At 65.6% G+C, this 13,646-nt stretch carries 11 protein-coding genes; all 11 read right to left on the reverse strand.

The features are described from left to right. Positions 1-44: 44 nt before the first annotated feature. The gene (locus tag K8U54_RS02535; RefSeq protein ID WP_249908732.1) at positions 45-692 is read right to left on the reverse strand and encodes an SPOR domain-containing protein; all 648 of its coding nucleotides are present in this window, start codon (positions 690-692) and stop codon (positions 45-47) included. Further along, positions 676-1,983 (reverse strand): bifunctional tetrahydrofolate synthase/dihydrofolate synthase, encoded by a 1,308-nt coding sequence (gene folC, locus K8U54_RS02540; RefSeq protein ID WP_249908733.1) that lies wholly within the window; start codon positions 1,981-1,983, stop codon positions 676-678. The genes K8U54_RS02535 and folC overlap by 17 nt, the downstream gene beginning before the upstream one ends. Further along, complete coding sequence (gene accD / locus K8U54_RS02545) at positions 1,980-2,864, reverse strand: acetyl-CoA carboxylase, carboxyltransferase subunit beta (RefSeq protein ID WP_249908734.1); 885 nt, start codon at positions 2,862-2,864, stop codon at positions 1,980-1,982. Before accD ends, folC begins: the two co-directional genes overlap by 4 nt. A 172-nt stretch (positions 2,865-3,036) precedes the next feature. After that, a complete protein-coding gene (locus tag K8U54_RS02550) occupies positions 3,037-3,669 on the reverse strand; it encodes a phosphoribosylanthranilate isomerase (protein ID WP_070886748.1) in 633 nt (210 codons plus the stop codon). 58 nt (positions 3,670-3,727) lie between these two features. Next, positions 3,728-4,579 (reverse strand): tRNA pseudouridine(38-40) synthase TruA, encoded by an 852-nt coding sequence (gene truA, locus K8U54_RS02555; protein WP_434059980.1) that lies wholly within the window; start codon positions 4,577-4,579, stop codon positions 3,728-3,730. Positions 4,580-4,738: 159 nt separating this feature from the next. Then, positions 4,739-7,558: a FimV/HubP family polar landmark protein gene (locus K8U54_RS02560; RefSeq protein ID WP_249908735.1), complete on the reverse strand. Its 2,820-nt coding sequence runs from the start codon at positions 7,556-7,558 to the stop codon at positions 4,739-4,741. A gap of 146 nt (positions 7,559-7,704) precedes the next feature. Then, the gene (locus K8U54_RS02565) at positions 7,705-8,709 is read right to left on the reverse strand and encodes an aspartate-semialdehyde dehydrogenase (RefSeq protein WP_249908736.1); all 1,005 of its coding nucleotides are present in this window, start codon (positions 8,707-8,709) and stop codon (positions 7,705-7,707) included. A gap of 153 nt (positions 8,710-8,862) precedes the next feature. Next, a complete protein-coding gene (gene asd, locus K8U54_RS02570; RefSeq protein ID WP_249908737.1) occupies positions 8,863-9,975 on the reverse strand; it encodes an aspartate-semialdehyde dehydrogenase in 1,113 nt (370 codons plus the stop codon). Between the two features lie 54 nt (positions 9,976-10,029). Beyond that, a complete protein-coding gene (leuB, locus tag K8U54_RS02575; RefSeq protein WP_249908738.1) occupies positions 10,030-11,112 on the reverse strand; it encodes a 3-isopropylmalate dehydrogenase in 1,083 nt (360 codons plus the stop codon). A gap of 196 nt (positions 11,113-11,308) precedes the next feature. Then, positions 11,309-11,956 carry a 3-isopropylmalate dehydratase small subunit gene (leuD, locus tag K8U54_RS02580; RefSeq protein ID WP_249908739.1) on the reverse strand — a complete coding sequence of 216 codons (648 nt, stop codon included), beginning with the start codon at positions 11,954-11,956 and terminating at the stop codon, positions 11,309-11,311. 11 nt (positions 11,957-11,967) lie between these two features. Beyond that, entirely contained in the window at positions 11,968-13,395 is a 1,428-nt protein-coding gene (gene leuC, locus K8U54_RS02585; protein ID WP_249908740.1) for a 3-isopropylmalate dehydratase large subunit, read from the reverse strand. Positions 13,396-13,646 lie beyond the last annotated feature (251 nt).

Consider the following 13,646-nt stretch of genomic DNA (forward strand, 5'->3'; position numbering starts at 1 on the left):
AGCAGAGCCCTGCCCATCGGTTAAGCGCGGATGCGTGCGATGCGTCAGTTGCTTTCCGGCTGGAAGCGCACCACGAAGCCATTGAGCTTGTGCTGACGGTTGAGCTGGTCACGCAGGCGATCGGCCTCGACACGCTCGACCAGTGGCCCGACGAACACCCGGTTCATGCCATCGGCCGTGCGGATATAGGCGTTGTAGCCCTGGGCGCGCAGGGTCTTCTGCAGCGTTTCGGCGCCCGGACGGCTGGACAGGCTGGCCAGTTGCACCGACCAGCTGACCGGCAGGCTGTTGACGTCCAGACGCTCGACCGGCGCCTTTTGCGGCGGCGGCGCCACCTCGGCCGGTTTGCTCGGCGTAGGCTGGGCAGCCGGAGGCGGCGTGGGCGCTGGTGGCTCGCTGGCCGGCAGCTCGACGATGGGCTGCTCGACCGGCGCCTGGGCTTGCGCCTGCTCGGCCGGCGCGCCGTCACCCGGCACCGGCTCCTGAGGCAGCTCCTGGGGATCGGGCACGATCACCGGCTGCATTTCGATCTCCGGGGTGACCGGTTTGGCGGGAATGCTCGGCGCATCGACCACCACGTGCCGCAGCTCGTCGGGACGGGAAAGCAGCATCGGCAGGAAAATCACCGCCAACGCGACCAGTACCAGTGCGCCGACGATACGTTGCTTGGTTCCACTATCCAGCATTGCCATCCTGCACATCCTCCTGGGCGTAGCGCTCCAGCCACATCAGGGCTTCGGCCACGCAGAAAAAAGACCCAAAGAGCAGAATTTCATCCCCTGCCGCGGCACGTTCGCACTGCGCTTCGAGGGCGCTGGCGACATCGCCATGGGCCTCGACCTGGGCACCACGGGATACCAGGTGCGCCTGCAGCTCGGCGGCAGGACGCGAGCGCTCGCTGGGCAGGGTCGTCACCGCCCAATGGGCGATATCGGCCAGCAGCGGCGTCACCACGCCGGGCAGCTCCTTGTCGGCCAACAGGCCGAATACCGCCAGGCGCCGCCCGGCACAGGCGCGCGCCTGCAGCCGACCGGCGAGAAACTGCGCGGCATGGGGATTGTGCCCCACGTCGAGCAACAGAGTGAGGGACTTGCCGCGCCAGTTCAAGTGACGACGATCCAGGCGACCGGTCACCCGGGTGGCCTGCAGGGCATCGGCGATTTTCTCGGCGTCCCAGGGCAGGTCGAGCAAGGCGTAGGCCTGCAGCGCCAGCGCGGCGTTTTCCATGGGCAGGTCGAGCAGCGGCAGGTCGTCCAGGCGCAGCACCTCGCCAACAGCCGTGAGCCCGTACCAGCTCCAACCCGACTCGTTGACGCTCAGGTCGAAATCCCGGCAACGCAGGAACAATGGCGAATCGAGTTCGGCGACTCGCTCGAGCAGCGGCAGCGGCGGATCGAAATCACCACACAGCGCCGGTTTGCCTGGCCGCATGATGCCGGCCTTCTCGAAGGCCACCGACTCCCGGGTATCGCCCAGCCAGTCGGCATGGTCGACACCGATGCTGGTGATCAGCGCGAGATCGGCATCGATCAGGTTGACCGCGTCCAGGCGCCCGCCCAGGCCGACTTCGAGCACCGCCACATCCAGCCTGGCGCGCTCGAACAGCCAGAACGCGGCCAGGGTGCCCATCTCGAAATAGGTCAGCGAGGTGTCGCCACGGGCCGCCTCGACGGCCGTGAAGGCCTCGCAGAGGCCGGCATCGCTGGCCTGCTCGCCATCGATCTGCACCCGCTCGTTGTAACGCAGCAGGTGCGGCGAGCTGTACACCCCGACCTTCAGGCCCTGGGCGCGCAGCAGCGACGCGACAAAGGCACAGGTCGAGCCCTTGCCATTGGTGCCGGTGACGGTGATCACCCGCGGCGCCGGTCGGCCAAGGCCGAGGCGTGCCGCGACCTCGCGGGAGCGCTCCAGGCCCATGTCGATGGCGCTTGGATGCAGACGCTCCAGGTACGCCAGCCACTCGGCCAGGGAGCGCTGGGTCATGCGCTGACCGGCAGGGCAGCAGGGGACGGCTGGTGAGTGAACTGCGCCAGCAGGCGGGCCAGGCGCGGACGCAGCTCGGCACGATGGATGATCATGTCGATGGCGCCGTGCTCGATGAGGAACTCGCTGCGCTGGAAGCCTTCGGGCAGCTTCTCGCGAACGGTCTGCTCGATCACCCGCGGGCCGGCGAAGCCGATCAGCGCCTTGGGCTCGGCGACGATCACGTCACCCAGCATCGCCAGGCTGGCGGAAACGCCGCCATACACCGGGTCGGTCAGCACCGACACGAAGGGAATGCCCTCTTCACGCAGGCGCGCCAGTACTGCCGAGGTCTTGGCCATCTGCATCAGCGAGATCAGCGCTTCCTGCATGCGCGCGCCACCGGAGGCGGCGAAGCAGATGAACGGGCAGCGCTTTTCCAGGGCCACGTTGGCGGCCTGCACGAAACGCTCACCGACGATGGCACCCATGGAACCGCCCATGAAGGCGAACTCGAATGCGCAGGCCACCACCGGCATGCCTTCCAGGCTGCCGCTCATGGCAATCAGCGCGTCCTTCTCACCGGTCTGCTTCTGGGCAGCCACCAGGCGGTCCTTGTACTTCTTGCTGTCGCGGAATTTCAGGCGGTCGGACGGTTCCAGATCGGCACCGATCTCCTCACGGCCATCGGCATCCAGGAAGATGTTCAGGCGGGCGCGGGCGTCGATGCGCATGTGGTGGTTGCACTTGGGGCAAACGTCCAGGGTCTTTTCCAGCTCCGGCTTGTACAGCACCGCTTCGCAGGATGGGCACTTGTGCCACAGGCCTTCAGGTACCGAACTCTTCTTGACCTCGGAACGCATGATCGAGGGGATCAGTTTGTCTACCAGCCAGTTGCTCATGCTCTCAATTCTCCAACGCTGTAGGCTTCAACATGCTTGCTGCACATGACAAGCGAATTCACAAAGTGGTCGCCGCCGGGGCCGGCCTGCTGCCCGCCACCTGCTTCGACCACGAAAAAAGCGCGCACTGTTGGCGGCGATAGCAGTATGGACGGCTCGCTGCGCGGCGCCGTCACATCGAGTCTCCAACCGCACGCACCGCGCGCACGAAGTTCTCGACCTTGGCGGCATCCTTGATGCCCTTGCTCGCTTCGACACCGCCGCTGACATCCACGGCATAGGGGCGCACCTGAGCGATGGCCGCCGCCACGTTGCCGGGCGTCAGGCCGCCGGCGAGGATCACCGGCTTGCTCAGGTTCGCCGGCACCAGCGCCCAGTCGAAGGGCTGCCCGGTGCCACCGGGCACACCGTCCACGAAGGTATCGAGGAGCACGGCGCGGGCGCCCGGGTAGGCATCCACCAGCGCGGCGACGTCATCGCCCGCGCGTACACGCAGCGCCTTGATGTACGGCCGGCCCAGCGCCTCGCACGCCGCCGGGCTTTCGTCGCCGTGAAATTGCAGGAGATCCAGGGGGACGGCGGCCAGCACCGCTTCGATGTCGCGCGGCGGCATGTCGACGAACAGGCCGACGGTGGTCACGAATGGCGGCAGGCCGGCGACGATGGCTTGCGCCTGCTCGACCGAGACCGCCCGCGGGCTGGGCGCATAGAACACCAGCCCGATGGCATCGGCGCCCGCCGCCACGGCAGCCAGCCCATCCTCGAGACGGGTAATCCCACAGATCTTGCTGCGAACGACTGACAAAAGACGAATACCTCCGCGAAAGGCCGGATGGTAACAAATGACCGGCCAGGGCGCGCCATTAATTGCTGCGCGCCGCCACGTCCTCGAGACCGGACAGGAAGTGCGGCCCCAGGTAACGGGTCGGCAGGTCGAATTCCTCTGGGTAGTCCACCTGTACCAGATACAGCCCGTACGGGTGAGCGGTCACCCCGCCGGTGCGCCGTACGCCGGTGCGCAGCACCTGCCCGGCCCACTCCACCGGCCGCTCGCCGGCGCCGATGGTCATCAGCACGCCGGCGATGTTGCGCACCATGTGGTGCAGAAAGGCGTTGGCGCGGATATCCAGGACGATGAAGCGGCCATGCTGCAACAACTCGAGGTGGTGGACCGTCTTGATCGGCGACTTGGCCTGGCACTGCCGGGCGCGAAAGGCGCTGAAATCATGGGTGCCGAGAAATACCTGGGCCGCTTCGCGCATGCGCTCGACATCCAGCGGGCGGTGGTTCCAGGTCACCTCCTCGGCCATGTGCGCCGGGCGGATCTGGTCGTTGTAGATCACGTAGCGGTAACGCCGTGCCATGGCGCAGAAGCGCGCATCGAAATGGCTCGGCATCGCCTTGGCCCAGGTGACGCTGATATCGCCCGGCAGGTTCATGTTGGCGCCCATCACCCAGGCGTGCATGGAGCGCTCGACGCGGGTGTCGAAATGCACGACCTGGCCGCTGGCATGCACCAGCGCGTCGGTACGCCCGGCACAGCTGAGCGTCACCGGAGCGCCACCGGTAACCTTGGACAAGGCCGTTTCGAGGGACGCCTGGATCGACGGAACACCATCGCGCTGACGCTGGAAACCGCGGTAGCGGGTGCCGCGGTACTCGACACCCAGGGCGATCTTGTAAATGCCGACGGCAGCCATTTCGGCTGCCGTCATTTGTTCGTTAATCAATTGGTTACGACCAGATCAAGACTGCAATGCCGACAATTATACCGCCACCCAGGCAGGCCGCCACGCCAGCCGCCAATTTAGTTGTGCGCCGCAGATGCAAAAACGGCAGCCTTCGGGCTGCCGTTTTCTCCAATCAACTGCTCGTCAAACCAGTTTGCCGATCAGCTCTCGTGCTTCCTGCTGCTGACCCTCGTTACCTTCGGCGATCACTTCATCGAGGATGTCACGGGCACCCTCGCTATCGCCCATATCGATGTAGGCCCGTGCCAGATCCAGCTTGGTGGCGGTCTCGTCGGTGCCGGAGAGGAAGTCGAAATCATCGTCGTCATCGAGCGGCACGTTATCGGCCTGCATGTCCTGTGGCGTCTGCTGACCTTGTTGCTCGAGGCTCTCGGCCAGTTGATCCAGCTCGGCGGTCACGTCGTCGAGCTGGGCGGCAAAACTGGTGCCGCTGCTCGGCTGGGCCGGCTCGTCATTGAGCGACAGGTCGAAGTCGGCGGGCAGGCCGAAATCATCGCCCTTGTCGTTGTCCAGAGCCGAGGACAGATCCGCCAGCTCAGTCGCCGGCTTGTCGGCGTCGTCGTCCAGGCTGAGCAGGAAGTCATCGTCCTGCGTGGTAGCGGGAGCGGCCGGCGTGTCGAGGTCCAGGTTGAAGTCCGCCAGCTCACCGCCCGGCGCCTGATGGCTGGCGGGCTCGTCACCCAGATCCAGGTCGAAGTCCAGGGGCTCGTTCTGGCTCGCCACCGCTGGCTGCGCCTGCACATCCTCCAGGCTCAGGGTGTCGATTTCGTCGAAACGAGCAACGTCATCCTGCGACTTGGGCTGCGGGTCTGCAGCGAATTCGGCTTCGAGGGCGTCCAGATCCAGATCGAAGGCATCGTCGGCCGCCGGCTGCAGCGGAGCCACTGGCTGCTCGGGCTCGTCCAGGGCCAGGTCGTCGAGGCTGAAAGCGTCCAGGTCGTCGGCAGCGGCGGTGCCGGCCAGGGCGGCGGTACCACCGAGCACGACCATCGCCGGGTAGCGGCTCTTCAACTGCTCGACCTGGGCGTTGGCGCCACCGATCTCGCGCAGTTCGTTTTCCTGGCGGGCAAAGCCCTCGCGATCACCCAGCTCGGCGTAGACCTCCATCAGCTTCAGGCGCAGGTCGGTGCGATGCGGCTCGTCGTTGATCGCGTTGTGCAGCAACTCGGCCGCCTGGTTGAAGCGACCGTAAGCGATATAGATGTCCGCCTCGCCCAAGGCGTCTCCGGTCTGGGCAGTCACCCGCTCTTCGCTCACCGGCTGGGACAGGGCCACCTGGTCGTCCGGCAGATCGTTCAGGCTGTCGGCCGGCAGCTCCAGATCGCTGTCGAAACGGTGGGTGTCCTCTTCATAGGTCGCCAGGCTGGCCTCTTCCTCTTCGGCCTTGCGGGCATTGCGACGCGACAGGATCAGCAGCACCAGCAGCAGCGCCAGCAGCAGGCTGCCGCCGATCAGGCCGAGCATCATCGGGTTGGCCAGCAGGTTGTCGAGGGCGCTGTCTTCTTCGACCGGCTCGGGTGTGGCGGCGACCGGTGCCGGGGCAGGCGCTTCGGCAGCAGGAGCGGTCGGCTCGACTGGCGCGGTCGCCTCGGGGGCTGGTGCAGGTGCAGTCTCGGCGGCCGGTGCCTCGGCGGTTGGCTCAACTGCCGGCTGAGCGGCCGATGGATCAACCGGGGCCGACTCGGGTACGGGCTGATTCTCGGCAGGCGCCTCGGCAGCCGGCGCAGCGGCGGCCGGTGCCCCGGCAGCCTGGTTCGCCGACTCCGCTGGCGCGGAAGCAGCACCTGCGCCTGCGCCGCCAGCGGCCTGACCGCTGGAGGCAGAGACATCGGCCTGCAACTTGGCCAACTGGTTGTCCTTGAGCTGAATCAGGCGCTGCAGCTTGTCGAGCTGGCTCTGCAGGTCACCCATGCGATCCTTGAGCTCGTCGTTCTCGCGGCGGGTCGAATCCAGGCTTTCCTGGGTCACGGCCAGCTGATTGGCCAGCGCGGCGTTGTTGGCAGCACCACTCTCGCTGCCCGAGGTGGCCTTGCCGGCTTCGGCAGCCACCAGCTTGAGCTTGTCCTCGCTGGTGACTTCGGACGGCGCCGCGCCCGCTGCGCTGCGCCGCGTGGCATCGATCTGCCGGCTACCGGCGGCGGCCGGGGCACTGCGGCCCTGGCGCCAGGAACTGTTCTGCGCGGCTACCTGGGCCAGCGCTTCAGACTGGCTGCGGCGGGCGATCTGCTGGTCGTCGGGCAGACGCAACACCTGGCCGCTCTTCATGCGGTTGATGTTGCCGCCAATGAAGGCATCCGGGTTGAGATCCTGAATGGCCAGCATCTTCTGATGAACGCTGCCGCTGCCACCGGCACGCTGGGCGACCTCCCACAGCGTGTCGTTGGCGTTGGTGCGGTAGTCACCACCAGCGCCACCGGCACGCGGCACTGCCGGGGCACTGGCCGGCGGAGCGGCAGCACGGGGTGCGGCGCTCGGCGCCGGACGCGGTGCGGGCGCCGGCGCGGCGACCGGCAATTGCGGGGCCGCCGCGGCTTGCGGGGAATACAGCGGCGGATCAAGCAGCAGGGTGTACTCGCGCAGCAGACGGCCATTGGGCCACAGCACTTCGACGAGGAAATTCAGGTAGGGCTCGCGAACCGGCTTAGTGGAGGTGACGCGAATCACGCTCTTGCCGTTGGGTTTGACGATGGGTGTGAACTTGAGGTCGGTCAGGAAATACTGGCGGTCGACGCCAGCCTTGTTGAACTCTTCGGGCGAGGCCAGCGACGGGCGCATTTCCGCGGCAGACAGGTCGCGCACATCGAGCAGCTCGATTTCCGCCACCAGCGGCTGGTTCAGAGACGACTGCAGTGTCAGCTCACCGACCCCCAGCGCATGCGCCATACCGGAAGACAGCGCCGTCGCCGCAGCGATAGCCAGCACCAGTTTACGAACCCGAACCATAGCCTTTTCCTTTGTGTTGACGACTCTCGCACAACGAGAGGATAGATGATCGCCGGCTGCCCCCTTGCAGGCCCCCCAGCCAACGATCAGCGCGCTCAGTATTTGCCAAGCTCGAATAGATATGCAGATTTCCCGATAAGTATCTTTTACAGGTGGTGTTTTATCAATAACTCGCCCAGCTGTACGGCGTTCAAAGCGGCACCTTTTCGCACATTATCAGACGCAATCCACAAAGTGAGTGCGCAGGGATCGTCCATGCCACGGCGCACGCGGCCTACGTAGACTTCGTCCTGGCCGACCGCGTCACCGACGACGGTGGGGTAGTCGCCCGCCTCGACCAGTTCGATACCTGGCGCCGCCTCCAGCGCGGCCATGACCTCGTCCAGTTCTACAGGTGTAGACGCCTGCACGGTGACACTCAAACTGTCGCCGAAAAAAACCGGAACCTGATGACAGCTGACCGCCACCTTAAGGTCGCTGCCAAGCAGCGCCCTGACGTCAGCGTGGATGCGACGCTCCAGGGAGCCGTGGCCCTCGGCATCCGGCTCATCCACCTGGGCGAGCACGTTGAACGCCATCTGCCGGCCGAACAGACGGGGCTCCAGCGCACGGCCGTTGAGCAACTCGGCCGTTTGCCGCGCCAGCTCGCCAACCCCTTCCCGGCCACGACTGGACACCGCCAGGCCCGCATCGATCACCAACCGCTGCACCTGCAGCTGCTCGCCCAGGGCGCCGAGCACCAGGCCGACGGCCACGGCCACCGACGACGGGCTGGTCACCGCGAACGGGGCCTGGCCGGTGATCGCTCCGGCGTTCACTTCCGGCACCACCCGCGGCGCCATGTCGGCGGGCAGCGCACCGGTGACGTCGATCAGCGAGCAGCCGGCCTGGCGTACCGCCGCGGCATGGGCCCGGGTCACCGACGGGTCGGCGGCGAAGAACGCCAGCTGAACGCTGCGAAAGTCGAACCCCTCCACCGTGCGCACGCGCAGATTGCGCCCCTTGAATGCCAGGGTACGCCCGGCCGACTCGCTGCTGGCCAGCAGGTGCAGGTCGGAGACGGGAAAGTCGCGTTCTTCGAGGAGTTGCAGCAGGGATTCACCGACACTGCCGGTGGCGCCGACAACGGCGATAGCAAAGGTAGAGGTCATGAAGGAGGCCTGAAGCCGGGTAGCTGAAACAGACCCGGCACTCTACCGAAAAGCAGAGGGGCGGGCGACGGCAATCGCAAGCGATCACCCTCACCCCCCCCTCTCCGCGTCAACAGCCACTTTTGACGCGCCGGGCAGCGCGCCGGTGGCGAATCAGCGCTCCAGCAGGATGCGCAGCATGCGCCGCAGCGGCTCGGCGGCGCCCCACAGCAGCTGGTCGCCCACGGTGAAGGCGCCCAGGTACTGCGAACCCATGTTGAGTTTGCGCAGGCGGCCGACCGGCACGCTCAGGGTACCGGTCACGGCCGTCGGGCCGAGTTCGCGGATACTGGCTTCGCGGTGGTTCGGCACCAGCTTGACCCAGGGGTTGTGCTGGCTGATCAGGCCTTCGATGTCGGTCAGCGGCACGTCCTTGTTGAGCTTGATGGTCAGCGCCTGGCTGTGGCAACGCATGGCGCCGATGCGCACGCAGATGCCGTCGACCGGAATCGGATTCTTGAAGCGACCGAGGATCTTGTTGGTTTCCGCCTGGGCCTTCCACTCTTCGCGGCTCTGCCCGTTCGGCAGTTCCTTGTCGATGTAGGGGATCAGGCTGCCGGCCAGCGGCACGCCGAAGTTGTCGACCGGGAAGGCGTCACCGCGCATGGCCTCGGCGACCTTGCGGTCGATGTCGAGGATGGCGCTGGCCGGGTCGGCCAGTTCATCGGCCACGGTGGCGTTGATGGTGCCCATCTGCTTGATCAGTTCGCGCATGTTCTGGGCGCCGGCGCCGGAGGCCGCCTGGTAGGTCATGGCACTCATCCACTCGACCAGGCCGGCTTCGTACAGGCCGCCGAGGGCCATCAGCATCAGGCTGACGGTGCAATTGCCGCCGATGTAGTTCCTGGTGCCGGCGTCCAGTGCGTGGTCGATGACCCGGCGGTTGACCGGGTCGAGCACGATCACCGCGTCGTCGGCCATGCGCAGCGAGGACGCCGCATCGATCCAGTAGCCCTTCCAGCCGGCTTCGCGCAGCTTGGGGAAGACTTCATTGGTGTAGTCGCCACCCTGGCAGGTCAGGATCACGTCCAGGCCCTTGAGCTCGTCGATGCTGTAGGCATCCTTGAGCGCTTCGGTTTCCTTGCCAATGGCCGGGCCTTGGCCGCCCACATTGGAAGTGGTGAAGAACACCGGCTCGATCAGATCGAAATCCTGTTCTTCCAGCATGCGCTGCATGAGCACGGAACCGACCATGCCCCGCCAACCGATAAGACCTACACGTTTCATAACCACTACACCTATATGAACAAGCCGCCGGACAGTTTCCAGCGGCCTGGAAGATTACAGACTACGCAGCGCTTCGACTACCGCATCACCCATTGCCGCCGTGCCGACCTTGGTCGTACCCGCCGAATGGATATCGCCGGTGCGCAGGCCCTGGTCGAGCACGCGGCTCACGGCCAGCTCGATGGCGTCGGCGGCCTGGGTCTGGTTGAAGCTGTAACGCAGCAGCATCGACACCGACAGGATGGTCGCCAGCGGGTTGGCAATGCCCTGCCCCGCGATATCCGGCGCCGAACCGTGGCACGGCTCGTACATGCCCTTGTTGTTGGCATCCAGGGACGCCGAGGGCAGCATGCCGATCGAGCCGGTGAGCATCGAGGCTTCGTCGGAGAGGATGTCGCCGAACATATTGTCGGTGACCATCACGTCGAACTGCTTGGGCGCACGCACCAGTTGCATCGCCGCGTTGTCCACGTACATGTGGCTCAGCTCGACGTCCGGGTAGTCCCTGGCGACTTCCTCGACCACCGCGCGCCACAGCTGGCTGGAGGCCAGTACGTTGGCCTTGTCCACCGAGCACAGTTTTTTGTTGCGCACCATGGCCATGTCGAAGCCGACCTTGGCGATGCGACGGATTTCGCTCTCGCTGTAGGGCAGCGTGTCGTAGGCCATGCGCTCGCCATTTTCCAGCACCTTGCTCTCGCGCGGCTGGCCGAAATAGATGCCGCCGGTCAGCTCACGGACGATGAGAATGTCCAGGCCCGCCACCACTTCCGGCTTGAGCGAGGAGGCCTCGGCCAGTTGCGGATAGAGGATGGCCGGACGCAGGTTGGCGAACAGACCGAGCTGCGAGCGGATCTTCAGCAGGCCGCGCTCGGGGCGGATGGCCGGGTCGATCTTGTCCCACTTCGGGCCGCCGACGGCGCCGAGCAGCACGGCATCGGCCGCACGGGCGCGCTCCAGGGTCTCGTCGGCCAGCGGCACACCGTACTTGTCCACGGCCGCGCCACCCAGCTCGTCGAACGACAGCTCGACGTCGAGGGCGAACTTGTCGTTGGCCAGGCGCAGCACCTTGACCGCTTCGGCCATGATCTCGGGGCCGATGCCGTCGCCAGGGAGAACCAGAATCTGCTTGCTCATACGTTTTCCTTCATTACCTTCGGGTCGCCGGCCTTGCCGTGTGCGACCTGTGAAAACCCGAACAGGCCCGCGGCCATCACCCTGCCGCGAGGGGCGCCATATTCGGCGCCTGCTTCGACGGGGTCAAGGCACGACGGGCCCATCCACTGATAACACGTAACCTTATCTTTCCGCGCCACCAGCGGGCGCGGCGGGTTTACTTGATGGCGCCGAACAACCAGGGCTGGCGCTGCTGGTAACAGACCTCGAACGCACGAATCGCCTCGGCGTCCTGCAGGGTCAGGCCGATGTCGTCCAGGCCGTTGAGCAGGCAGTGCTTGCGGAAAGCGTCGACCTCGAAGGCGTACTGCACGCCATCGGGGCGGGTCACGGTCTGCGCGTCGAGATCGACGGTCAACTGATAACCCTCGGTGGCCTCGGCCTGCTCGAACAGCGCATCCACCTCTTCATCCTTGAGGATGATCGGCAGCAGGCCGTTCTTGAAGCTGTTGTTGAAGAAGATATCGGCGAAACTCGGCGCGATCACCGTGCGGAAGCCGTACTCGTCCAGCGCCCAGGGTGCGTGCTCGCGGCTCGAGCCGCAACCGAAGTTCTCGCGGGCGAGCAGCACGCTGGCACCCTGGTAGCGTGGGAAATTGAGCACGAAATCCTTGTTGAGCGGACGGTTGGAGTTGTCCTGGTTGGGCTGGCCGACATCCAGGTAACGCCACTCGTCGAACAGGTTGGGGCCGAAGCCGGTACGCTTGATCGACTTCAGGAACTGCTTGGGGATGATCTGGTCGGTGTCGACGTTGGCGCGGTCGAGCGGACAGACCAGGCCGGTGTGTTGGGTAAAGGCTTTCATCATCTCTCTCCTCAGGCCTGGATCAATTCACGCACATCGATGAAGCGGCCGGTAACCGCCGCAGCGGCGGCCATGGCCGGGCTGACCAGGTGGGTACGCCCACCGGCGCCCTGGCGGCCTTCGAAGTTGCGGTTGGAGGTCGAGGCGCAATGCTCGCCACTGCCGAGTTTGTCCGGGTTCATCGCCAGGCACATGGAGCAGCCTGGTTCACGCCATTCGAATCCGGCTTCGATGAAGATCTTGTCCAGCCCTTCGCTTTCCGCCTGGGCCTTGACGAGGCCGGAGCCCGGCACCACCAGCGCCTGCTTGACGGTGGCGGCGACCTTGCGGCCCTTGGCCACCTCGGCGGCGGCGCGCAGGTCCTCGATACGCGAGTTGGTGCACGAGCCGATGAACACGCGGTCGAGCTGAATGGCGGTGATCGGCTGGTTGGCCGCCAGGCCCATGTACTTGAGGGCGCGGGTGATCGAATCCTTCTTGACCGGGTCGCTTTCCCGAGCCGGATCCGGCACGTTCTGGTCGACGGCAAGGACCATCTCGGGCGAGGTACCCCAGCTGACCTGCGGCTTGATGTCTTCAGCACGCAGCTCGACCACGGTGTCGAAGTGCGCATCGGCGTCGGACACCAGGTCGCGCCAGACCGCCACGGCCTGCTCCCAATGCTCGCCCTTGGGCGCGAACGGGCGGTCCTTGACGTAGGCGATGGTCTTCTCGTCCACCGCCACCAGGCCGACACGGGCACCGGCTTCGATGGACATGTTGCAGATGGTCATGCGCCCTTCCAGGGACAGCTCGCGGATCGCGCTGCCGGCGAATTCCAGGGCATGACCATTGCCGCCGGCGGTACCGATCCTGCCGATCACGGCGAGCACGATGTCCTTGGCGGTGACGCCGAACGGCAACTTGCCCTCGACGCGCACCTGCATGTTCTTCATCTTCTTGGCGACCAGGCACTGGGTGGCGAGCACGTGCTCGACCTCGGAGGTGCCGATGCCATGGGCCAGCGCACCGAAGGCGCCATGGGTGGAGGTGTGCGAGTCGCCGCAGACCACGGTCATGCCCGGCAGGGTGGCGCCCTGCTCCGGGCCGACCACGTGGACGATGCCCTGGCGCACGTCGTTCATCTTGAATTCGAGGATGCCGAAGTCGTCGCAGTTCTCGTCCAGGGTCTTGACCTGGATGCGCGACACTTCATCGGCGATGGCGTCGAGGCCACCAAGGCGCTCGGCGCGGGTGGTCGGCACGTTGTGGTCCGGCGTGGCGATGTTGGCGTCGATGCGCCATGGCTTGCGTCCGGCCAGGCGCAGGCCTTCGAAGGCCTGGGGCGACGTCACTTCGTGAAGGATATGGCGGTCGATGTAGATCAGCGACGAGCCATCGTCGCGGCGCTTCACTTCGTGCATTTCCCACAACTTGTCGTAGAGCGTTTTGCCTGCCATCAGCCTGTTCCTCATCGGTCTTCGGGCACCTCTAAAAACTATCTACGTTGTCATCGCCGCGTTGAAAACAGGCTCGGATGCGAGTCCAATCAAAATGCTCATTTACAACTCGTAAACTCCGCTTTTTCGCCTGTTTTCGCCTTGCGCTGACTGCCTCGAACACGTTTTTAAAGGCGCCCGTTCTATGCCAGGGCAATAGCCCCTTGGCTTATGGGGAGAATGCTATGCGCGGCTGGCGAATAACTCAAATT

It is taken from the genome of Pseudomonas fulva (genome assembly GCF_023517795.1).
Lineage (GTDB): Bacteria > Pseudomonadota > Gammaproteobacteria > Pseudomonadales > Pseudomonadaceae > Aquipseudomonas > Aquipseudomonas fulva_D.

Excerpts from the sequence above, each read along its gene's own strand:
- K8U54_RS02560 (WP_249908735.1), bottom strand. The coding sequence starts at position 7,558 with ATGGTTCGGGTTCGTAAACTGGTGCTGGCTATCGCTGCGGCGACGGCG.
- leuD (WP_249908739.1), bottom strand. The coding sequence starts at position 11,956 with ATGAAAGCCTTTACCCAACACACCGGCCTGGTCTGTCCGCTCGACCGC.
- leuB (WP_249908738.1), bottom strand. The coding sequence starts at position 11,112 with ATGAGCAAGCAGATTCTGGTTCTCCCTGGCGACGGCATCGGCCCCGAG.
- asd (WP_249908737.1), bottom strand. The coding sequence starts at position 9,975 with ATGAAACGTGTAGGTCTTATCGGTTGGCGGGGCATGGTCGGTTCCGTG.
- leuC (WP_249908740.1), bottom strand. The coding sequence starts at position 13,395 with ATGGCAGGCAAAACGCTCTACGACAAGTTGTGGGAAATGCACGAAGTG.
- K8U54_RS02565 (WP_249908736.1), bottom strand. The coding sequence starts at position 8,709 with ATGACCTCTACCTTTGCTATCGCCGTTGTCGGCGCCACCGGCAGTGTC.
- K8U54_RS02535 (WP_249908732.1), bottom strand. The coding sequence starts at position 692 with ATGGCAATGCTGGATAGTGGAACCAAGCAACGTATCGTCGGCGCACTG.
- truA (WP_434059980.1), bottom strand. The coding sequence starts at position 4,579 with ATGACGGCAGCCGAAATGGCTGCCGTCGGCATTTACAAGATCGCCCTG.
- accD (WP_249908734.1), bottom strand. The coding sequence starts at position 2,864 with ATGAGCAACTGGCTGGTAGACAAACTGATCCCCTCGATCATGCGTTCC.
- folC (WP_249908733.1), bottom strand. The coding sequence starts at position 1,983 with ATGACCCAGCGCTCCCTGGCCGAGTGGCTGGCGTACCTGGAGCGTCTG.